Origin of the sequence: Pseudomonas sp. Ost2 (assembly GCF_018326065.1) — a bacterium.
GTDB lineage: Bacteria > Pseudomonadota > Gammaproteobacteria > Pseudomonadales > Pseudomonadaceae > Aquipseudomonas > Aquipseudomonas gingeri.
In genome coordinates, this window is record NZ_AP021904.1 from 2,653,760 (window position 1) to 2,674,453 (window position 20,694).

Here is a 20,694-nt window from a genome sequence, read left to right on the forward strand (position 1 = left end):
CCGCCCGGCACCTTATCCCGGCATGAGGCCGTGCGGCACCCCGGGGTGCTGCCAGGCTATGGGTGGCTGGCCACGACGGTCTCCACCGTGACCATGTCCATTTCCCGGAACGGCTGGAGTTCCACTTCATCGCGCGATGAGGTGATCAGCCGCCATTCCCGCTCCAGTGGTGTCCAGTGCTGTTGCCGCGCCCGGCCCAGTTTCTCCGAGTCGGCCAGGACAAACACCTCGGCCGCGCGCCGGATGACGCATTCTTTCAGGTAGGCCTGCTGGGCACTGGCTTCGCACAGGCCGAATCCGGCCACGACACCATCGGCACCGAAGAATGCCCGGTCCACGCTGAGCCGGCTCAGTGACAGTTCGGCCAGCGGGCCGAGCGTGCTCATGCTGGATTCGCGAAGCTCACCGCCAATCAGGGTCAGCCTGGCGCCAGGGACATTGGCCAGCGCCATGACGACCAGCAGGTTGTTCGTCACCACGTGGATGTCCTGGTGGGAATACAGATGCATGGCCAGGGCGACGCAACTGGTCCCGCTGTCCAGGAAAATCGTGTCGCCATCCTGGATATGCAGCGCCGCGGCCTTGGCGATGGCGTCCTTCTCGTCGCGGCGAGCGCTCTTGCGTTCTTCCAGTGAAGCTTCCGGTTCATGCACGCCGATCAGCGCGGTGGCGCCACCATGGGTGCGGACCAGCAGGCGCTGTCTGGCCAACAGGGTCAGGTCACGGCGCACGGTGGCTTCGGAGGCGCCCAGCGCTGCGCTCAACTCTTCGACGTTGGTGTCGCGCGTTCGAACCATATCGAGAATAGTACGGTGGCGTTCGGCCGGCTTCATGAAAGATCTCGCTCAATGATGGGTTCCGATATTACAGGACAGTCTGTCGGTGACTCATCTATTTTGCGTTCGGGGCCGGCCGCCCGGCCCGTGCGCCTGCTGTCGAAAGGCATGCGCACGGGCCGGTTGCCGAGACGCTTCAGCCCTGGCGGAAAACCTGCAGGATCTGTTTGTACTCCATGAAGTCATCCAGGCAGGCCAGGCCGCCCAGACGACCTTGCCCGCTGTTCTTGAAACCGCCTTCCTCGAACTCGACCTGCATGCCGGCCCAGTCATTGATGCAGATATGGCCGGCATCGAGCTGGCGGGCGACGCGAATCGGCCGATTGACATCGCGACTCCAGATACAGGCGCTGAGCCCGTATTCGCTGTCGTTGGCCATGGCCACTGCCTGCTCCTCGCTGTCGAACACTTGCAGCGTCTGCACCGGACCGAAGACTTCCTCGCGCGAGATGGCCAGGCCCGCGGCCGGCACCTCCAGCAGCGCCGGGCGGTAGAACGCGCCGCCGGCCAGGGGGCCCTGGCCGATCAGGCCGCCACGCACGATTGCCGTCGCTCCCTCTTCGAGGGCGGCCCTGACCTTCAGGTCCACCCGTTCGGCTGCCTCGCGGTCGATCAATGGGCCCATCTGGCTGGCCGGGTCGGCCGCAGGGCCGGGCTGCACGGCCGAGAGGCGTTGCGCGAGCAGGTCCTTGAGCTTCTGAGCGATACCCCGCTGCACCAGGATGCGGCTGCCGGTCACGCAGAACTGACCGGCAAACACGGTCGAGGAGGCGACGATGGCCGGCACGGCCGCTTCCAGGTCGGCATCGTCGAATACCAGGTGTGGTGTCTTGCCGCCCAGTTCCAGGCCGATGCGCTTGAAATGCGCGGCACCGGCCGCGGCGATCAGGCGGCCGGTCGAGGTGCTGCCGGTAAAGTTGATCACCGGTACGTCAGGGCTGTCGACCAGGAACTTCGCGCCCTCGGCACCGCTCTCGATAAAAATGTTGATCGCACCCCGGGGAATCTCCGGCACGCTGGCCAGTATCTGCGCCGACAGCCAGGCACTCTGCGCGGCCTGGGCCGGCAGCTTGACGACCGCCGTACAGCCGGCGGCCAGCGCCGGGGCGAGGGCGCGGATCAGCAGGAAGGCCGGGGAGTTCCACGGCACGATCAGGCCTGCCACGCCCACGGCCTGGCGCAACGCCATGGACTGGGTGCCGGGGCGCGGTTCGGCCACCCGGCCAAACGTGTGCAGGGCCAGGCCGGCGGCAAAACGCAGGGCACGGACGATCTGCATGGCCTCGAAACCTGCCTCGATTTTCAGCTTGCCGTTCTCCGTGGCCAGGCAGTCGATGATCTCCTGCGAGCGCTGCTCGTAGGCATCGGCCAGGTGACTGAGGGCGGTCGAGCGACGCATGGCATCGACCTTCCAGTCGCTGTCGAGAAACACCTGCCGAGCGGCGGCCACGGCCTGTTGCGCCTCGACCAGGCCACCATCATGGAATGTGGCGAAGGCCGTGCCGGTGGCCGGGTTGATGCTGTCGCGCAGTGGCCCGCTATCCATCCATTGGCCATTGATCCAGTGCTTTGCTGGCTGTGTCATCTGAATACCCTTGAAGTGTTTGAGGAGGGAGAAAAAGAGCGTTACGAGGCGCCCACCCTATCCCGCGAGCGTCGGCTGGCGGGAGGCGCGTCGGGTCGGCAGATCGGCTCGACGGCCGGGTGGTGCGGGCCCGGATCGCGGCGTCGGCTCAGCCCGGGTAGGCGGCGTGGCGCAGCGCGGTCGGGAAGTCGCCGCTCATGCCGGCGACCGCGGTATTGGTCAGGGTCACGACACTCAGGCGTTGCACGGGGTCGACCCAGAAATTCGTGCCGTAGACGCCGGCCCAGTTCCAGCTGCCGGCATTGAGCGGCAATTTCGCCGCCAGCGGATCTTTCAGCACCGCCACCCCCAGGCCCCAGCCGAAACCCGGGCCGGCGGCTGCCACCGGCAGGTCGCCGATGGTGTTGCCGGTCATGGCCGCCATTGTCTGCGGGCGGATGATCCCGGCACCGCCGGTGCGGATCGCTTCGACGAAACGCAGGTAGTCCCTGGCAGTGCCGACCATGCCGACGCCGCCGGAAGCGAAGGCGCCGGCATCGAAGGCCCGGCTGGGCGAATAGACAATCGCACCGGGGCCGAAGGGCAGGGAAAAGGGCTCGCTCATGGCTTCGGGGCGAGGCAGCGCATCACCATAGGGGGTTGCCAGTACGGTGCCGGGCGCGGCGACGAAACGGAGACTGGCAATGCCCAGCGGCGTGGTCACGATCTGGGCGACCGCCTCGGGCAATGTCATGCCGGTGACGCGCTCGATAACCGCGCCGAGTACATCGATGGCCACCGAGTAGTGCCAGGCGGTTCCCGGCTCGAACAGCAAGGGGGCCGAGGCAATGCGGCGCAGATTCTCTGCCAGGGTCAGACCGCGGACGTCCAGTCCGTCGGAGATCCCGAGCCGATGGTAGGGGCCGTCCGGTGCTTCGAGAAAACCGTAGGACAGGCCTGCCGTATGGGTCAGCAGATGGCGCACGGTGATCGGCGGCTCGCGTCCGTCCGCGAGCTTGGGCCGAAAGTCGGGGAGCCAACGGGTCAGCGGATCATCCAGGCCGAGCCGGCCCTGGTCGACCAGGGCCAGGGCCGTCACGCCGACGATGGGCTTGGTCATCGAGGCCAGGCGACAGACTTCTTCCTCTTGCATGGGCCGGCGCTGTTCCCGGTCGGCAAAACCGGCCGCGCGCTGGTAGACGATTTCCCCGTCTTTGGCGGCGATGACCGTCGCCCCGACAATCCGGCCGCGGTTCACCGCGTCGAGGATAACCGCGTCCATCGCCCGGGCCCGGTCCCACGTCGGCCGGGGTGTCGCCGCCAGGGCCGTGGAAAGGGACCCGGCGAGGGCGGCACCGAGGCCGCCCACGGAGGCGCTGACGAGTAACTGGCGACGTGACAGACCCTGGGAGGCCGGTGCGTTCTGGTGTGTCTTGGAGTCCATGCGGATTCCTGTCTCAAACAGAGTGGTGTGGTTGCGCGTCACTCTATATATTTACTGTAAGGGTGATAACTCGTTGGTTTGGTGATTCAGTTTTTATCCGGAGTGAGAAATAAAATGCTTGATCGTATTACCGGCATGCAGATTTTCTCCCAGGCCGCGCACCTCGGCAGCCTGTCGGCCGGTGCCCGGCAGATGGGGGTATCGCCGGCGATGGCGACCAAACATGTGGACGCGCTGGAGAGGCGTCTGGGTGTGCGGCTGTTTCATCGCAGTACGCGAAAACTCACCCTGACCGAGGCGGGCCAGCAGTACCTGGACGCCTGCGGTCGCCTGCTGCCCGACCTCGAGGACGTGGAGGCGGCGATCGCGTCGCAGCGGGTGGAGGCGACCGGGTTGTTGCGACTCAATACGCCACTGTCTTTCGGTGTGCGCTTCGTGGCGCCGTTGTTGCCGGAGTTTTATCGCCAGCACCCGGGCGTTACCGTGGACCTGGGGCTCAATGACCGCGTAGTGGATCTGATGGAGGAGGGCTGGGACCTGACGATCCGCGTCGGGGTGCTCAAAGACAGCCGCCTGGTGTCGCGCAAGCTGGCCGACAGCGCCATGGTCGTCTGTGCCGCGCCGGCCTACTGGGATCGCCATGGACGGCCCGCGCGCTGGGCGCAATTGCACACGCACAATTGCCTGAGTTTTACCTTGTCGGGCCTGTCCCGTCCTGATGAGTGGCGATTCGGCAAGGAGGCTGACAGGCGGGTGGCGGTCAAGGGCAGCCTGCGCACCAACAACGGCGACGCCCTGGTGGCCGCCGCCACCGCCGGCCTGGGGGTGCTGTACGAGCCGGAGTTCATCGTCACGGACGCCATCCGCCGGGGAGAACTGGAGCCTGTCACGCTGGACGCCCCCCCGGCCGACCTGGGCGGGATTCACCTGGTGCGTTCGTCCGACCGTACGCCACCGGCGAAGGTCCGGGTGATGATCGACTTCCTTGTCGAGGCGTTCAACCCGCAGGCACCGTGGGCGCTTCCCTGAGGTCGTTCGACGGGGATCAGTCAGGCTTGCTCTCGGCCGCGTCCAGGCCGGCAGCCGGGAACGCCCGGGCCGGCGTCGATCGACGTTTGCCCGGCTTGGTCTCGCGCAGGAACAGGCCGGCCAGCAGGCCAATTCCCAGGCTGCCCAGTGCCAGCAACAGGGTTTTCTCGATGCCGTAGTGCTGCGCGATGAAACCCGCCAGTGCCGGCGCGACCGCCCCGCCGAACAACTCCGCGGCACCGACCACCAGCCCGGTCGCGGTGGCGATCTGCGCCGGCGACACCGACTCGCTGGTCAGCGGTCCGTTGATCACGCAAATCATGCTGAAGTTGAAGAAGGTGGTCATGAACAACAGGCCGAACAACTGCAGCGGTTCGGCCCCGGTGTGGATCAGCAGCCACAGCGACAACGCGGTGGCCACGAACGACAGCAGCAACACCGGCTTGCGCCCCAGGCGATCCGACAGCGAGGGCATGATCATGTCCCCGGCGAAGCCGCCGAAGCCGATGGCGGACATGACGAACCCCATCTGCGCGAGGCTCAGGTGCAGGTAGTCGGTCAGGTAGTTGGCGGTCATCACACTGACGACAAACAGGCAGGTCAGCGCGCAGCACATGCAGATGATATTCAGCGGCATGTTGCGGTGGCGCAGGACGGTCAGCCAGCGGTGTTTTTCGACGGGTTGGGCGGCGGTCGTCGCGACCTTGGCGGCCTGGGGACGGGTTTCCTTCAGGTTGCGGTAGATCAGCCAGGCCAGGACGAAACCCGGCAGCGCGACGATGGCAAAGACCCAGCGCCAGGACGGCACCACGGTGAGCAATTGCGTGGCGATGATCGGCGCCAGTCCCAGCCCGAGCAGGGGAAAGAAGCCCAGCTGGATGCCCATGTTTCGCCCCCGGCGCAACGGATGGGAGACCTCGGCGTTGGTGGCGATCGAGGTGGTGGTGAATGCCCCTTCGGCAACGCCCATGATCGCCCGGATCAGCAGCAACGAGGCGATGCCCGTCGCCAGGCCCGACACGCCGGCCAGCAGTGAGAAAACGATGAGCGAGGGGATCAGCACCTTGCGTCTGCCGAAGGTGTCCGAGATGCGTCCGATCAGGATCGAGGACAGCGCCCAGGCCAGGGCCAGCACCGCCGAGATATTGCCCAGGTCCTGATAGTCCAGGGCCAGGTCCTTCATGATCGCGGGGAACAGCGGCAGGATGATGAAACGGTCCAGTCCCACCAGGCCGAAACCGAAGGCCAGGAGCAGGACGGCCTGCCATTCGTAACGCGAGTCCCATGCAGTCTTGTGGTTGTTCATGGTTCGGATTTCCAGATTCGAGGATGAGGCATGCCCGTGGCCGGGGAATGTCCGGGGCCAGGAGCGCTGAGGGCACTGCGGTCTAGAAGTAGAACAACGCATCCATGCTGGCGGTCAGCTGATCGCGGTCGCGACCATTGCCGAAGGGGTGGTCCTGGCGGTTGCCGTCGAACCAGTCGTAACGCAGCTCCGGGCGTAGCGAGAGGTAGCGGTTGACGTCGTAGCGAAAGCCGGCGGTGAGGGCGTTGAAGTCGCCACGGGCACTGCTGACCGGGAACAGGGCGAAACCGTCGGGGTCGCTGAAGTGCTCGCCGCGCAGCGAGAACGCCAGGTCCTTGCGGTAGCGGTAGGTCACCACCGCGTTCGCGCCCCACCAGCGGGCACCGTCGAAACCCGGGCCGTTGACGATATCGATGGTCTGCGGCCGACCGTCGCCGGCCTGATGGCCATAAAGCACTTCGGCGCCCATCGACCAGTGCGCGTCGAACTCGTGCCAGCCGTTGAGCGAGTGCTGCTGCTTGAGTTGGCCGCTCGGCGAGATCAGCCGCTGGATCGGTGCCTGGACGTCTTTGTTGCTGCTGTTCTGCTCGTTGCCGACGACGAACTCATAGTCGATCCAGGTTTTCATGTCCGGCGTGCGCCAGCGCACCGCGCCCGTCAGCGATTTGCTGTCGTTGTTGTCACGCAGGTTGTTCCAGCCTTGCACCACGCCCAGCTCGACGCCCAGGACGCCGCTGTCGTTGTTCATCAGGCGCGTGCCCATCAGTACACCGGAAAAGGTGCCGGGCTCCGAGACCAGGGCATAGGTCTTGGTGGCGAAGGCATTGCGCGCTTCGCGGATGTCCGGCGGGATTTCGTAGCCGATCCCCGGACCGAAGATCCCGGCCATGACAGTCAGGCCGGTGCCGATCGGCAGGTACGCGGTGGCGGCCAGGTTGGGCACGGCGAGAAAGCGTTGCTTGTCGCGCTGGGCCTTGGCCGGATCGTTGTCGCCCGGGGCGTTCACTCCCCAGTGCATGTCCCAGCCGAAGGTCCTGGCGAACTGGGCATTGCGCCCGTAGTTGCCTTCGAAGGTGAAGCCGAAGGAGAACTTGTCGGGTGTCGGATCGGGCAGCGGAGTGACCCGCGGGATCATGTTCGAGTCCAGCGGCTTGTCGATGAACAGGCGCAACGAGCCGAACTCCAGGCCTTCGTCGCCGGCGCCGATCAGCGGGAAGTTGCTCATGCCGTCCTTGCGTTCGTCCGCCGTGGAGCGGTTGTTCCTGGAGTAGGTAGTTTCCGAAAGCCCCGAGACGACGATCCCGGTCTGTTTTTCCAGGCTGTCGCCGAAAAGCGCGGTAAACAGGGCGCCTTCGCCACGGTCCTCGGACGGTGCGGCATGGGCGGTGAGCGTTACGCAGGCGGCCAGGGCCGCACCAAGCTGAGCGATCTTGATGATATGCATTGCCTTTCTCTTGTTTTTATAGGTAGGCGAATCCGCTGCCCGGCCGTTCCCGGCGACTGCCAAGGGCCCGGCGGGCAGCGTGTTGTCTGCATCGGGAGTCAACCCATGCGCAGGATCGGTTTGACGGTCAGGCCGCTCTGGGCGTCGGCAACGGCCTGGTTGATGTCCTCGAAGTCGTAGAAGCGCACCAGCTTGTCGAAGGGGAACCGACCCTGGCGATACAGCTCCAGCAAGCGCGGAATGAACACCGAGGGAATGCTTTCGCCCTCGATCACCCCGCGAATGGTGCGGCCCTGGGTCATCACCTCGTTGACGTCGAAACTGGCTTCGGTGCCGGCCGGCGGCGCCCCGACGATGGCGCAGGTGCCGCGCGCCCTGAGCGCATCGATGGCCTGGCGCAGCACCGCCGGGCGACCGCTGGTTTCCAGGGTGCAGTGGGCGCCGCCGGCGGTGATGCGCCGGACCTCGGCCACCGGGTCGACATCCCGGCTGTTGATCACATGGGTGGCGCCCAGCGATCTGGCCAGTTCCAGCCGGCCGGGGGTGATGTCCACGGCAATCAGCGTGGTGGCTCCGGCAATGCGCGCTGCCATCAGGGCGCTGAGGCCGACGGCGCCGGCACCGAATACCGCGAAGGCGGTACCGGCCTTGGGCTGCAGGACGTTGAGCACCGCACCGGCGCCGGTCTGCACGCCACAACCCAATGGCCCCAGCAGTTCCAGCGGCAGGTCCTTGTCGACCTTGACGAGGTTGCGCCGGTTGGCAATCGAGTAGGTGGCGAACGACGACTGGCCGAAGAAATGGTCATGGATCGCGTGCCCGTGACTGTCGCGGGTCGAGCCGCTGCCGTCGAGCCGGCTGCCGCCGAAATTCAGGGCGAAGGTGTGGGTGCAATAGGTCGCCTCGCCGGTGCTGCAGGGTTCGCAGTGCCCGCAGGAGAGGTAGCTCATCACCACATGATCGCCGACGCTGAAATCCTTCACCTCGGCACCGACCGCTTCGATCACCCCGGAGCCTTCGTGGCCGAGGATCATCGGTAGCGGGCAGGGGAAGTACTGGTCGCGTACGATCAGGTCGGTGTGGCACACCCCGCAGGCGACCACTCGCACCAGTACCTCATCGGCACGCGGGGCCTGCAGCTCGATGGCTTCCATCTGGAAGCGACCGCCTTTTTCCCGGATCACCGCCGCCTTGGCGCGGTGCAGGTTTGACTGTGGCTGTTGCATGAACAATCACTCCTCGGTTTCAGAACGGATAGGGACGTGGCGCGTGCTGCACACTGATCCAGTGATCGGTGGTGAAGGCATCGATGATCCAGTCGCCGTTGAAACGACCCAGTCCGCTGTTCTTCACGCCACCGAACATGCTGTTGGGGCTGTCGTTGGCCGGGATGTCATTGATGTGCGCCATGCCCGCCTGGAGCTGTTGGGCAAAGCGCAGGCCACGGCCCTCGTCGCGGGTGAACACTGCGCTGCTCAGGCCGTATTCGGTGTCGTTGGCCATGAACAGGGCATGGGCTTCGCTGTCGGCGCGGATGATCTGCGCAATCGGGCTGAACAGCTCCGCCTGTGCCAGCGCCGAGTCATTGCCGACCGGACCGAACACGTGCGGCGGCAGCACCAGCCCCTGGGGTTCGCCACCGAGCAATTGCGCCAGGCCATCGGCCCGGGCCCGGGCGATATGTCCCAGCGCACCGTCCAGTTGCCGCCGGTTGATCAGCGGGCCGATCACCGTGTCGGCGGCGTCCGGGTCGCCGAACTTCAGGCGTGAGACCCGCTCGACGAACAACGGGACAAAGTCGTTGTAGAGCGAATGATCGACAATGATCCGGTTGGTGCTCATGCAGATCTGGCCCTGGTGCAGGAAGCGCCCGACCACCGCCGCATGTACCGCATGCTCCAGGTCGGCATCGTCGAGGACCACCAGCGGCGCGTTGCCGCCCAGCTCCAGCGCGACATGCTTGAGGGTGCTGGCGGCGGCGATCTGCGCATTGATATGGCGCCCGACATTGTTCGAACCGGTGAAGGAGATGAAGCGCAAGGTCGGGTGCTGGACGAAGGCATCGCCGATCTCGCTGTTCTGCCCGACCACCACGTTCAACAGCCCGGCCGGCAGTCCGGCTTCCTCGTAGATGCGTGCCAGCAGCAGGCCGCCGGTGATCGGGGTTTCCTGCGACGGCTTGACCACCACGGCGTTGCCCAGGGCCAGCGCCGGGGCGATGGAGCGGTGCGACAGGTGCATCGGCCAGTTCCAGGGACTGATGACCCCGATCACCCCGAGCGGCTTGCGGTAGACACGACTTTCCTTGTCGGCGATATCGATCGGCAGGATTCGCCCGACGACACGATTGGGGAAAGTCGCCGCCTCGAGCATACCGTCGCGCACGGCGGCCCATTCCATGTTGGCCTTGGTCCGGGTGCTGCCGCTTTCACGGATCAGCCAGCTGACGATTTCCTCGCGGCGCGTCTGCATGATCTGCACGGCGCGGTGGAACACGGCGCTGCGTTCGGCCGGCAGCGCTCGTGCCCAGAGCGTTTGCGCGGCCTGGGCCGCCTGGCAGGCTTGTTCGAGGTCCGCGAGGTTGGCCAGTTGCAGTTCGGCGAGCACTTCGCCGTCGTACGGGTTGACGTCCAGCAGGCACTGGCCTATGCCGCCGGGGCGTTGTTCAGCGTCGATGTATTGGCCGGCAAAGCCGGTGTAATGACTGCTACTCATGATCTTCACTCTCTGGAGGGTGGCGGGCGCCAGGCGCCCGTTGGCGTTCTCAGCGGCGTTGCAGGCGCGGGAACAGGCGCAGCGCGTTGCCCCGGGCAATGGCTTCGTGTTCGCTGGCACTCAAGCCTTCGAGGGCGCGGAAGTGGTTGACGTTGGCCTCGACGTTGGCGGCCGGCTGGAACGGAAAGTCCGTGCCGAACAGGATCTGCGACAGCGGTGCCAGGGTGCGCAGGCCGTCGAAGGTCGGCTGGTTGGCGGACATCGCCACGTCGTAGTACAGCCGTTGCAGTTCGGCGATCACCTCGGTCCCCGGCTTGGGTGCCGGTTTCATCGCCGGCATGCCGGACAACAGCGCGATACGCCGGGCAATCGACGGCAGCACACCACCGGCGTGAGGCAGGATCAGGTTCAGTTCCGGGCAGCGCTTGAAGGTGTTGGAAAACACCAGGTCGATCACCGTGCGCGCGGTGTCCACCGGGAATTCGAACAGCGGCGCCGGACGACCCAGGCCGACCGCGTCGAAGCATTGCGGCGAGGTCGGGTGCAGGAATACCGTGGCCTGGCGACGGTTGAGCTCATCGAAGATCGGCGCCAGGTCATCGCTGCCCAGGTACTTGCCGTCGGCATTGGTTTCGATCACCACGCCGTCGAATTTCAGCTCGTCGAAGGCGTAGGCGATTTCTTCCAGGGATTGCGCGACGTGGGGCAGCGGCAGGGTGGCGAAACCGCCGAACCGGCCGGGATGTTGCTGGATCACCGCCGCGGTCTCTTCGTTGATCGCGCGGGCCAGGGCCACGCGTTCGTGCTTTTCCTTGAGAAAACCGACGCTGGGCGACGACACCGACAGGATCATCGTGTCGATGTTGCCGGCGTCCATCACCGCGAGCGCTTTTTGCGGCGACCACTCCGGCACCGGATAACCACCGTCCAGGGTCAGCAGGCCGGCCCCGGTCAGCGCCGCCTTGTAGGTGGGCGACAGGCAATGGGCATGAACATCGATCAGGCCGCAGTGGCAGCGGGCCGTCGAAGCGGTTGGCAGGGACATGGGAACTCCTTGACTCAGTACAGTTGCAATTCGATCGGCAGCCAGTGGTAGCCGCCATCGCGGGCGACCAGGTGACCGTGGCCGGGGAACGGGAAGTGATAGGACAGGACGGCGTGGCGCGCGCGCGCAACTTCCTCGAGGACGCGCATGCGGGTGTGGGCGGCGGCCGCGTTGTCGTAGTCGAACAGGAACCCCCATTGCGGCCGCTGCAACAGCAGCACCTGGTGGTGGCACAGGTCGCCCCACAGCACCAGGGTCTGCTCCTGGCTCTCGATTTTGTAGAGGGTATGGCCCGGGCTGTGGCCGGGGGTGCTGACGGCGGTGATGCCGGGGAGCAGCTCGAAACCGTCACAGATCAGGATGATGCGTTCGCGCTCCACGTACGGCGTGAGGTTCTTGTGCGCGCCGAGGAAGTGATCGCGCATGTGCGGGTTCATCGCTTCGCCCTTGGGCGTGGAGAGAATGCTCAGGTCGGTCCAGTAGTCCAGCTCCCTGGGGTCGATGGCGATCCGTGCATTCGGGTAGAGCAGTTGACCGTCATCGTCGACCAGGCCCCAGCAGTGGTCGGGGTGGGCGTGGGTGAGGGCGACGATGTCGATGTCCGCCGGGTCGATCCCGGCCGCGCGCAGGTTTTTCAGGGCCTGGCCGGTCTGGGCGCCGAAAGTCTTGATGCCGAACTCGGCGTTGACCCCCGAACCGGTGTCGAACAGCACCAGTTGGCTGCCAGTGTTGACGATCAGGATGTTCTGGTTCAGCGACATCCGGTCCTTGGGCAGGAAGTTGTCTTCCAGCAACTGATCGATTTCCTTCGGATCAGCCCCGATGAAAGTCGGATGCGGCGCACCCATGTGCAAGGGGCCGTCGGTAATCACCGTGCACTCGAATTCGCCATGCATGAAACGGGTCCAGCCACCTTGCAGTTGCTGAGTGAATGAAGCGCTCATAGGTCACCTGTCTATTGTTTTTGTAGTGTTGATCGAGGGTGTTGCGCTTCAGCTCCTGATCCAGGCCTTGCCCCAGGAGTTGAGCGAGTATTCGCAGTGCGGCCAGACCCCGGCCTGGCGTTCCGGCCCGGTGATCTCCAGCTCCGAGGAAAACTCCAGGCGGTTGCGGTCGGCATCCACCACCATGAAGAACAGGTTGTTGCCGGGGCCGTGGCGGCCGGGGCCGAAGAAGATCGTGATGCGTTCGGCGGCGAAGCGATCGCCCCAGTCGCGAATGTCGTTCCACTCGTTGGTTTCGTAGCAGTGGTGATCCAGTTCGTTCCTGGAACCGCGGAAGAACGCCAGCGAATGGTGCTCGTTGTCCGAGCGCATGAAGCGGGTCATCAGCGCGCCGTTGGCCTCGTCGACCACATCGTCGGACACGGTGAAGCCGACCTTGTTGATGTAGAAGTCCAGCACCGCTTCCAGTTCGGTGGTCTGGAACACCACATGCTGCAGGCGACCCGGCATGCCGGGGTGGATGGCATCGGGAATCCCGCGGCCGACGCCGAACAGCAGTTGCCGGCCCTGGGGGTCGCGAATGCTGAAGGCGTTGTCTTCCAGCAAGGGCGAGCAGGCGTCCTCGGTCTGGCAGTCGCGGGCCTGCAGGTTCACCCGCAGTCGGTCGAGGCTGGCCTGGTCGGCCACGCCATAGGCTGCGGCGAGAAAACCGTTGCTGTCGGCCGGGCTGATCAGCACGGCGCGCTGTGGCCCGGTCAGTACCCAGGTGCCATCGGCCTGCCGATAGCCCTGCAGGTCAAGCATGCGCTGGTAGAAGTCCACCTGGCGCTGCGGCTCCTTGCTGGAGAGGTGCAGGTACAGCAGGTGCGCAGGGGTTTGGGTCTGCAAGTTATGCATGACGGTCTCCTTAGCGTGAATTTCGCAGTAATGATTCGTCGAGGGGCAGCGCATCGACCAGGGCACTGGCCGGGGTCTGCTGGACGCCCAGCAGGGCGGCGAAACCCTCGGCGATGTCCTGTTCTTCGGCGAGCGGGAAAATCGCCGCGACATAACGGTCGGGTCGCAACAGCAGGAGCTGGCCCGAAGGCTCGTCGAGCAGCGCCTGCAGGGCACCGTCGCTGTCGATCCATACCGGACCGGTGTGCGCCGGATCGGGCTTGCCGCCCTTGGGCAGGACCAGGATTCGCCGGGCTTCCAGGCGCTCCCACAGCGGGTGCCGCAACGCGTCCAGACGGCTGTCGACGGAACTGGCGTATTGCAGCAGGGCGAAACCGGTGCCGAGGACTTTGTCCAGCAGTACGCTGTTGCCTGCGGCATCCTCGACCCGGGGTTGCGGGAACATCTGTCCGCAGCTCAACTGCCCGCAACGGCCGTTGCCGATCACCAGGCCTTGGGTGAAGCGCGGCTTGGGCTTGAAACGCATCTGCAGGAAGTAGTCGCGCAGTGGTGGCAGCAGACCGATGACACGGAACGCACCACTGATCAGGTTGGCCCGCCAGACCGTGGACGGCGCCATGACCACGCCCAGGCCCAGGGCCAGCTTGATCAGGGCCCAGGCGTGATCGCGGCGCTCGGTTTCGTAACTGTCCAGCGCGGTGCTGCTGAGCTGGCCCTTGAATACGCCGGCCAGCTTCCAGCCGAGGTTGTGGGCGTCGCGCACACCGCTGTTCATGCCTTGCCCGGCATAGGGCGGGGTCAGGTGCGCGGCGTCGCCGGCGAGGAAGATGCGGCCTTCGCGCCAGCGTTCGGCGACCCGGGCGTGGAAGGTGTACACGGTCTTGCGCACGATGGAGATCGGCTTGTCACCCCGGAAGGGTTTGACCAGTTCCTTGATTCGCGCTTCGTCGAGCATCTCCTCGTCGCTTTCATCGGCCTTGAGCATGAACTCGTAGCGTCGGGTGCGGTGGGGGCCGGGCACGTCCACCGTCGGGCGGCGGGCGTCGCAGTACATCCGGCATTGCCAGAACGGATCGTCATCCTGGTCGGTGTCCACCACCAGCCAGCGCGACTGGAAGCTCGAACCCACCAGATTGATGCCCAGTTGCTTGCGCACCGGACTGCGGCCGCCGTCACAGGCCACCAGGTAGCGGGCCCTGACGATAAGGATGTCGCCGTCGGCGTTGCGCACGCTGGCGGTCACTCCCGTGGCGTCCTGTTCGACATGCAGCAGTTCATGGGCGAAACCGACCCGCAGGTTGTCGAAGCGTTGCATCCCTTCATGCAGGGTCGCCTCGAACAGCGGCTGGCGGAACGCATTGCGCTTGGGAAAGCCATACAAGGTCGAGGTCGGTTCGACCTTGCCGAAGCAGCGGCCGCCTGGACGGGTGTAGTAGTGCACGCCATAGCCGGGCACCACGTCCTTGAGCACGGCCTGGTCCATGCCCACGGCCTGCATGGTGCGCAGCGATTCATCGTCGATCGAGACCGCCCGTGGTTCGCCGACCGTGCTCTGCTTGCGATCGACGATAAACGTCTCCACGCCGGCCTGGCCCAGGTAGTTGGCCAGCGTCAGGCCGGTGGGACCGGCGCCGCTGATCAGCACGCCGGTGTTGATGATATTGGAAGTGGTCATGGTCGATACCGATGCTGTTTAGTCCAACGGCCGGGGACGCCCGGAAAAGGCCTGCATGAGCTGTGAAAGCTGCTGGGCCAGTTGCACGATCTGCTGCCCGTACTCGTCATCGCGCGCGGCGTCGCATTCACTGTCCGGACGCACGCAACTGATGCTGCCGATGGCCTTGCCGTCGCTGTCGAAGATCGGTGCCGCGATGCCGCAGATGCCGCTGTCGACTTCGGCCCGCGAGACGACGTAGCCTTTCTTGCGCAGGCGCTGCATCGAGCGGCGAAACTCTTCCCAGTTCTGCCCCAGGTGGCTGAGCCGGACCTCCTCGTGTTTTTCCAGGTACAGGCGGTTGTGCTGGCGCGAGCCCAGGTTGGCGAGAATGGCCTTGGACGTGGCGCCGAGGAACAGTGGGCGTGGCGTGCCGCGGGTATAGCTGACCTCGCTGGCAATGCTGCCGCTCTGGTGCACGCAGACCACCTGGTCCTTGAACAGCCGGCAGGTCAGCCAGACCTGTGACGGGCTCCACTGGGGGAATTGGCTTTCCAGCTGATTGGCGGCGCGCACCAGCGGATCGCTGACCCGCAGTTGCCGGTCCCAGGTGATGATCCGGGCGCCCAGTGCATACCGGCCGGCCTCGACCTGGAACAGCAGGTCCACTTCGGCCAGCTCCCGCACGTAGCGGTAGATCGTCGAACGGGTGAAGCCCATGGCAGTGCCCAGGTCGTCGACGGTCCATACCGGCTGATGCTCGGTGAACAGGTCCAGCACCTTGAGCATGCGCTCCAGGCTGGAGCCCTTGGCCTCGGCGGTGCTTTCCACCGACTCGGTCGACGCGGGAGAAACAGCGGGGTTGTGGGTGTCGGTCATGATTCAGATCTCGTCCGCGATGGTGTTGCGCAGGATGCCCAGGCCGGAAATCTCCACTTCGACCACATCGCCCGGTTTCATCCACACCGGTGGTTCGCGGAAGGCGCCGACGCCGCCGGTGGTGCCGCTGACGATGACATCGCCGGGGGCCAGTTCGGTGAAAGTGCTGCAGTACTCGATGAGTTTGCGCACGTCGAAAATCATGTCGCTGGTGGAGGTGTGCTGCATGACCTGGCCGTTGAGCCGGGTGGTCAGCTCCAGGTCCTGTGGGTCGCCGATTTCATCGGCGGTCACCAGCCAGGGGCCGAAACCACCGGTCTGCGGGAAGTTCTTGCCGGGCACGAACTGGATCGTGTGCTTCTGCCAGTCGCGTACGCTGCCGTCGTTGTAGCAGGCGTAGCCGGCTACATGATCGAGGGCGTTTTCGGCTTTTACATGGCGCGCCTTCTTGCCGATGACGATCGCCAGTTCACCTTCGAAGTCCAGCTTGTGCGAGATCCGCGGGCGCAGGATGGCTTGCAGGTGGGCGGTCTGACTGTCGGCGAAGCGGGTGAAGATCATCGGGTAGGTCGGCATTTCCCGGCCGGTTTCGCGCACATGGGTGGCGTAGTTGATGCCGATGCACAGTACCTTGCCGGGGTTGGGGATCACCGGCATGAAGGTGACTTCGGCCAGGGCCAGTCGTGGCAGCGCGGCGATGCGCTCTGGCGTCAGGCCGGCGAGCAGGCCGTGGGTGATCGCGGCCTTCAGGTCATAGCCCAGTTCGGCCTTCAACGATTGCAGGTCCACTACCTGGTCGCCGTCGACAAGGCCGTAGCTGGGGATACCCTGGTTGAGGAAGCTGGCAATTTTCATGGTGGGTCTCCTGGAAGGATCAATAAGTCGGGGTAGGGTGGGAAGCGTTGGCGCGGCGCTGGCCGAGGTGAATCGCCAGCAGCGCGCACAGGGCGATCAGGCTGGGAATCAGTGCCGCCATGAAGACTTGCTGGACGTGCCAGCCGAGGCCGACCATCAGGCCGCCGAGCAAGGGGCCGAGGATCGAGCCGATGCGGCCGATGCCCAGCGCCCAGCCGATACCGGTGGAGCGGATTTCCTGGGGATAGAGTTCGGCGGCCAGGGCGTTGAGCCCGGCCTGCGCACCCTGGATCAGCACGCCCATCAGCAGCAGGAGGGTGAGGAAACTCGCCGCCTGGAGCGGCAGCATCACCAGCAGCAGGACCAGCACCTGATAAACCAGGAACTCGGCGATCAGCACCCGATGGGCGCCCAGCGCATCCATCAGGCGGCCCTGTGCCAGCGAGCCGAGCACGCCGCCGAGACTGAACAGCACGATTGCCTGGATACCGGTGTGGGCGGGCAGCCGGGCGCTGCTCAACACGGTGGGCACCCAGCTCATGATCGAGTAGAGGATCAGCAGGTTCATCGCATAGGGCAGCCACAGCAGCAATGTCCGGCGCCACATGCCGTCTTCGAACAGCCGGCGTGGGGAAATGCGCGGGGCCTTGGTCCGAGGGCGGTCGAACAGCGTGTCCGGCAGCGTTTCCAGGCCCGGCACCAGCCGTGACACGATCCTTGCCACCTGTTCGCGGTTGGCCGCCGTGCGCGAGAGGAATTCCACCGACTCCGGCAGGCTGCGCCACAACAGGTCGGCGAAGACCAGCGGCAGCAGCGCCCCGCAGATAAACACCGCGCGCCAACCCAGGGCCGGCAGCACGTGTTCGGCAATCAGGCCGGCCGCCATGGCGCCCAGCGGCATGCCGCAGAACACCAGCGTGACCGCGCTGCGGGCATGGCGCCGGGGGGTGTATTCGCAGACCAGGGCAATCAGGTTGGGGATGGCGCCGCCCAGGCCGAGGCCGGTCAGAAAACGCACCAGCAACAGTTGTTCGTAACTCTGGGTCAGGGCGGTCAGGAGTGAAAACACGCTGAAGGTGGCGACGCAACCCAGCAGGACTTTCTTGCGTCCGATGCGATCGGCCAGGGGCGCCAGGCTCAAGGCGCCGATCATCAGGCCGAGCAGGGTGCTGGCGAACACCGGGCCGAAACTGGCCGCCGGCAAACCGAGGGATTCGGCCATCGGTCCGACGAGAAAGCCCATGACCTGGGTATCGAAACCGTCGATGGCGGCCAGGATCACGCACAGACCGATCAACTCCAGTTGCAGGCGGCCCATGGGGCGTTGATCGATCACGTCGCTCAGGACGTTTGCTGTTTCAGGCACGGTTGGCATGGCATGGACTCTTCTTTTTGTTTTTTGCGGCCCGTTTTTTCGGCAGGTGGGCCATGGAGTCAATCTATTCCCAATCAAAAATTCTGTAAATAGGGATTTATCAAATATTTCACATTGTGAGATTTAAGTGATTTTTGTGAAAAACTGCCAAGGCGGGTCAAGGCGATCAGGTCGCGAGCGGGGCAGCAGGAAAGAAGGGCAGAAAACAGGAGGGCGGGAAACAGGCGGGGACGGGGGGTATTCACCGGTACGGATGGGGAGAGTCCGCACAGGTGAATGCCCCGGATCACTCAGGGAAGGGGCGGATGCCCCGGGTCAGGCCGGCGATACCGCCTGTGGCGCGGCGCTCCAGGCCGGGTAATCGGTGTAGCCACGCTCGGTGCCGCCGAACAGCGAGCCGCCATCGAAGTCCGCCAGCGGCAGATCTTCGGCGAGGCGGTGCGGCAGGTCGGGGTTGGCGACGAAGGGGCGACCGAAGGCAACCAGGTCGGCATAACCCTTGGCGAGCACCCACTCGGCGCGGGTCTTGTCGTACTTGCCGGCAACGATGATCGTATTGTGGAAATGCCGGCGGATGTCCTGGCGGAACTGTTCGGTGAATTGCGGGGCGTCGTCCCAGTCCGCTTCCACCAGGTGCAGGTAGGCGATGTTCCTGGCCTGGAGGTACTCGGTGGCCTCGAGGATGGTCGGCAGGATATCCGGGCAGTCCATGCCGCGTGCGGTCAGGAACGGGGCCAGGCGGATCGCGGTACGCTCGGCACCGACCTCGTCGGCGATCGCATCGATCACTTCCTTGAGGAAGCGCAGGCGGTTTTCCCGGGAGCCGCCGTATTCGTCGGTGCGCACATTGGAGGTGGTGCGCAGGAACTGGTCGATCAGATAGCCGTTGGCACCGTGCACCTCCACGCCATCGAAGCCGGCGTCGATGGCATTGCGCGCGGCCTGGCGGAAGTCGTTGACGATGGCCTTGATCTCGTCATGGGCCAGCGCCCGGGGTGTCGGGCTCGGCACCATGGCGCCGATAGCGGTGGCCGGGTCGACCTTCCAGATCGAGCCGTCGAACGGCACTGCGGAGGGCGCGACTGGCAACTCGCCGTTATGGAAGTCCGAGTGGGACATCCGGCCGACGTGCCAGAGCTGCAGGAAGATCCGCCCATGGGCGTCGTGTACGGCCTTGGTCACCAGCTTCCAGCCGGCGATCTGCTCCGTGCTGTAGATTCCCGGCGTGAACGAATAGCCCTTGCCCTGCGGGGTGATCTGCGTGGCTTCGCTGACGATCAGCGCGGCCGAGGCACGTTGGGCGTAGTAGCGGGCATTGAGGGCGTTGGGGATATCGCCGGGCTGGGTGCTGCGTGCGCGGGTCATCGGTGCCATGACGATGCGATGGGTCACTTCGTGACGGCCGAATCGGGTAGGGCTGAACAGCTTTGATGTCGTCGACATTTTCGTCTCCAGGGTCAGGTGGGATAAGGGATCAGTTTCCGAGCGATACACAAGGTGCGGCGGCCTTCGGTTGCGCCGCCAACCGCGCTTCTTGCGACCAGATGAAGAGCAGGCCCAGCACCGGGATGATGGCCGCGGCAAATGGGATCGCGGCGGCACCGAGGTGGCTGTCGATCACCGCGCCGCCGATGAAGCCGCCCAGGGCGTTGGCGATGTTGAAGGCCGAGATATTCGCGGTGGCCGCCAGTTCGGGCGCTTTCGAGCCGTACTTCATGACTCGCATCTGCATGGGCGGCAGGTTGGCGAAGGTGGTCACGCCGTAGATGAACGCCGCGACCAGGAACAGCCATTTGTAGTGGGCGAGGAAACCCACCAGGATCAGCGCGGCGATCATCGCCAGTGGCCAGAGGCTCAGCGAGCGGCGCAGGTTGGCATCCGCGGTCCGGCCACCGATGCTGTTGCCGACCACCAGGCCGGCGCCCACCACGACCAGGACCCAGGTGATCGCACTGCGGTCGAAGCCGGCGATCTGCTCGGCCACCGGCGCGATGTAGCCGTACAGCGTCATGAAACCGACCCAGCCGAGCATGGTGAAGGTCAGGCTGGCCAGAAGATTGCGATCACGGAACACCGAGAGCTGGGTCAGCATCGAGGCCGGTTTGTTTTCCGGGCTGCGGGCAATGGTGACGGCAATCATCAGCATGGCGACGACACCCATGACCGCCACGACGAGAAAGGCGGTGTGCCAGTCGAAGGCATTGCCGATCCAGGCGCCGGCCGGTACGCCCAGGACGTTGGCCAGTGTCAGGCCACCAAACATCTGGCCCACCGCGCGCCCGGCCATGTTATCGGCGACCATGCGCGTCGCCACGACCGCCCCGATACCGTAGAAGGGGCCCTGGGTAAGGCCGGCCACCACCCGGCTGATCAGGAGCATGGTGTAGTCGGTGCTGAAGGCGGCAATCAGGTTGCCGGCGACAAACAGGCCCAGGAGCACGATCAGCACGTTGCGTTTTTCGAAGCGCGCCAGCCACAACGTCAGCAGGGGACCGCCGATCACGATGGCCAGGGCATAGGCGGTGATCAGGTTGCCCGCTTGCCCGGTGCTGATCTTCAGGCTGTCGGCGACCTGGGGCAGGATGCCGGCGATGAGGAATTCGGCGGTGCCGATGGCAAAGGCGGAAAGGGTCAGGATCCAGATCTGGATCGGCATTCTCGAGGTCAGTGACATGAGGGGGTCTTCCTGCGCACAAATCAGTGGGTT

General features: G+C 65.3%; 17 protein-coding genes. 1 reads left to right on the forward strand and 16 read right to left on the reverse strand.

Going from position 1 to position 20,694, the window contains the following annotated elements:
• Nucleotides 1-56: 56 nt before the first annotated feature.
• From KI243_RS11590 to KI243_RS11600, 3 genes are all read right to left on the reverse strand, one after another.
• Nucleotides 57-833 (reverse strand): DeoR/GlpR family DNA-binding transcription regulator, encoded by a 777-nt coding sequence (locus KI243_RS11590; protein WP_017128801.1) that lies wholly within the window; start codon nt 831-833, stop codon nt 57-59.
• Between the two features lie 139 nt (nt 834-972).
• Entirely contained in the window at nt 973-2,421 is a 1,449-nt protein-coding gene (locus KI243_RS11595; protein ID WP_042936682.1) for an aldehyde dehydrogenase family protein, read from the reverse strand.
• Between the two features lie 148 nt (nt 2,422-2,569).
• Complete coding sequence (locus tag KI243_RS11600) at nt 2,570-3,844, reverse strand: serine hydrolase domain-containing protein (protein ID WP_178992378.1); 1,275 nt, start codon at nt 3,842-3,844, stop codon at nt 2,570-2,572.
• Between the two features lie 114 nt (nt 3,845-3,958).
• On the opposite strand from KI243_RS11600, the gene KI243_RS11605 reads away from it, so the two are divergent.
• Nucleotides 3,959-4,873, forward strand: a complete 915-nt coding sequence (locus KI243_RS11605) for a LysR family transcriptional regulator (protein WP_017128803.1) — start codon at nt 3,959-3,961, stop codon at nt 4,871-4,873.
• A gap of 16 nt (nt 4,874-4,889) precedes the next feature.
• Here the strand turns inward: KI243_RS11605 and KI243_RS11610 are convergent, their stop codons facing one another.
• The 13 genes from KI243_RS11610 to KI243_RS11670 form a co-directional block, all read right to left on the reverse strand.
• Nucleotides 4,890-6,179, reverse strand: a complete 1,290-nt coding sequence (locus tag KI243_RS11610; protein WP_212810844.1) for an MFS transporter — start codon at nt 6,177-6,179, stop codon at nt 4,890-4,892.
• An 82-nt stretch (nt 6,180-6,261) separates the two neighbouring features.
• Nucleotides 6,262-7,623 carry an outer membrane beta-barrel protein gene (locus KI243_RS11615; RefSeq protein ID WP_212810845.1) on the reverse strand — a complete coding sequence of 454 codons (1,362 nt, stop codon included), beginning with the start codon at nt 7,621-7,623 and terminating at the stop codon, nt 6,262-6,264.
• Nucleotides 7,624-7,721: 98 nt separating this feature from the next.
• Nucleotides 7,722-8,849: an NAD(P)-dependent alcohol dehydrogenase gene (locus tag KI243_RS11620; protein ID WP_017128806.1), complete on the reverse strand. Its 1,128-nt coding sequence runs from the start codon at nt 8,847-8,849 to the stop codon at nt 7,722-7,724.
• 19 nt (nt 8,850-8,868) lie between these two features.
• Entirely contained in the window at nt 8,869-10,338 is a 1,470-nt protein-coding gene (locus tag KI243_RS11625; RefSeq protein WP_212810846.1) for an aldehyde dehydrogenase family protein, read from the reverse strand.
• Nucleotides 10,339-10,387: 49 nt separating this feature from the next.
• Entirely contained in the window at nt 10,388-11,383 is a 996-nt protein-coding gene (locus KI243_RS11630) for an amidohydrolase family protein (protein WP_017128808.1), read from the reverse strand.
• Nucleotides 11,384-11,397: 14 nt separating this feature from the next.
• A complete protein-coding gene (locus KI243_RS11635) occupies nt 11,398-12,327 on the reverse strand; it encodes an MBL fold metallo-hydrolase (protein ID WP_212810847.1) in 930 nt (309 codons plus the stop codon).
• A gap of 48 nt (nt 12,328-12,375) precedes the next feature.
• Complete coding sequence (locus tag KI243_RS11640; RefSeq protein ID WP_177086385.1) at nt 12,376-13,224, reverse strand: VOC family protein; 849 nt, start codon at nt 13,222-13,224, stop codon at nt 12,376-12,378.
• A gap of 10 nt (nt 13,225-13,234) precedes the next feature.
• Nucleotides 13,235-14,899: a bifunctional 3-(3-hydroxy-phenyl)propionate/3-hydroxycinnamic acid hydroxylase gene (locus KI243_RS11645; protein ID WP_177107124.1), complete on the reverse strand. Its 1,665-nt coding sequence runs from the start codon at nt 14,897-14,899 to the stop codon at nt 13,235-13,237.
• Nucleotides 14,900-14,917: 18 nt separating this feature from the next.
• Complete coding sequence (locus KI243_RS11650; RefSeq protein WP_017128813.1) at nt 14,918-15,757, reverse strand: IclR family transcriptional regulator; 840 nt, start codon at nt 15,755-15,757, stop codon at nt 14,918-14,920.
• Between the two features lie 3 nt (nt 15,758-15,760).
• Entirely contained in the window at nt 15,761-16,612 is an 852-nt protein-coding gene (locus KI243_RS11655) for a fumarylacetoacetate hydrolase family protein (RefSeq protein ID WP_212810848.1), read from the reverse strand.
• Between the two features lie 19 nt (nt 16,613-16,631).
• Nucleotides 16,632-17,987: an MFS transporter gene (locus tag KI243_RS11660; protein ID WP_177086384.1), complete on the reverse strand. Its 1,356-nt coding sequence runs from the start codon at nt 17,985-17,987 to the stop codon at nt 16,632-16,634.
• A 315-nt stretch (nt 17,988-18,302) separates the two neighbouring features.
• Nucleotides 18,303-19,430: an alkene reductase gene (locus tag KI243_RS11665; RefSeq protein ID WP_103032869.1), complete on the reverse strand. Its 1,128-nt coding sequence runs from the start codon at nt 19,428-19,430 to the stop codon at nt 18,303-18,305.
• Nucleotides 19,431-19,461: 31 nt separating this feature from the next.
• Nucleotides 19,462-20,661, reverse strand: a complete 1,200-nt coding sequence (locus KI243_RS11670) for an MFS transporter (RefSeq protein ID WP_042936686.1) — start codon at nt 20,659-20,661, stop codon at nt 19,462-19,464.
• Between the last annotated feature and the right edge of the window lie 33 nt (nt 20,662-20,694).

Excerpts from the sequence above, each read along its gene's own strand:
- KI243_RS11645 (WP_177107124.1), bottom strand. The coding sequence starts at position 14,899 with ATGACCACTTCCAATATCATCAACACCGGCGTGCTGATCAGCGGCGCC.
- KI243_RS11640 (WP_177086385.1), bottom strand. The coding sequence starts at position 13,224 with ATGCATAACTTGCAGACCCAAACCCCTGCGCACCTGCTGTACCTGCAC.
- KI243_RS11595 (WP_042936682.1), bottom strand. The coding sequence starts at position 2,421 with ATGACACAGCCAGCAAAGCACTGGATCAATGGCCAATGGATGGATAGC.
- KI243_RS11605 (WP_017128803.1), top strand. The coding sequence starts at position 3,959 with ATGCTTGATCGTATTACCGGCATGCAGATTTTCTCCCAGGCCGCGCAC.
- KI243_RS11650 (WP_017128813.1), bottom strand. The coding sequence starts at position 15,757 with ATGACCGACACCCACAACCCCGCTGTTTCTCCCGCGTCGACCGAGTCG.
- KI243_RS11635 (WP_212810847.1), bottom strand. The coding sequence starts at position 12,327 with ATGAGCGCTTCATTCACTCAGCAACTGCAAGGTGGCTGGACCCGTTTC.
- KI243_RS11670 (WP_042936686.1), bottom strand. The coding sequence starts at position 20,661 with ATGTCACTGACCTCGAGAATGCCGATCCAGATCTGGATCCTGACCCTT.
- KI243_RS11590 (WP_017128801.1), bottom strand. The coding sequence starts at position 833 with ATGAAGCCGGCCGAACGCCACCGTACTATTCTCGATATGGTTCGAACG.
- KI243_RS11655 (WP_212810848.1), bottom strand. The coding sequence starts at position 16,612 with ATGAAAATTGCCAGCTTCCTCAACCAGGGTATCCCCAGCTACGGCCTT.
- KI243_RS11660 (WP_177086384.1), bottom strand. The coding sequence starts at position 17,987 with ATGCCAACCGTGCCTGAAACAGCAAACGTCCTGAGCGACGTGATCGAT.
- KI243_RS11615 (WP_212810845.1), bottom strand. The coding sequence starts at position 7,623 with ATGCATATCATCAAGATCGCTCAGCTTGGTGCGGCCCTGGCCGCCTGC.
- KI243_RS11665 (WP_103032869.1), bottom strand. The coding sequence starts at position 19,430 with ATGTCGACGACATCAAAGCTGTTCAGCCCTACCCGATTCGGCCGTCAC.
- KI243_RS11610 (WP_212810844.1), bottom strand. The coding sequence starts at position 6,179 with ATGAACAACCACAAGACTGCATGGGACTCGCGTTACGAATGGCAGGCC.
- KI243_RS11625 (WP_212810846.1), bottom strand. The coding sequence starts at position 10,338 with ATGAGTAGCAGTCATTACACCGGCTTTGCCGGCCAATACATCGACGCT.
- KI243_RS11620 (WP_017128806.1), bottom strand. The coding sequence starts at position 8,849 with ATGCAACAGCCACAGTCAAACCTGCACCGCGCCAAGGCGGCGGTGATC.
- KI243_RS11630 (WP_017128808.1), bottom strand. The coding sequence starts at position 11,383 with ATGTCCCTGCCAACCGCTTCGACGGCCCGCTGCCACTGCGGCCTGATC.
- KI243_RS11600 (WP_178992378.1), bottom strand. The coding sequence starts at position 3,844 with ATGGACTCCAAGACACACCAGAACGCACCGGCCTCCCAGGGTCTGTCA.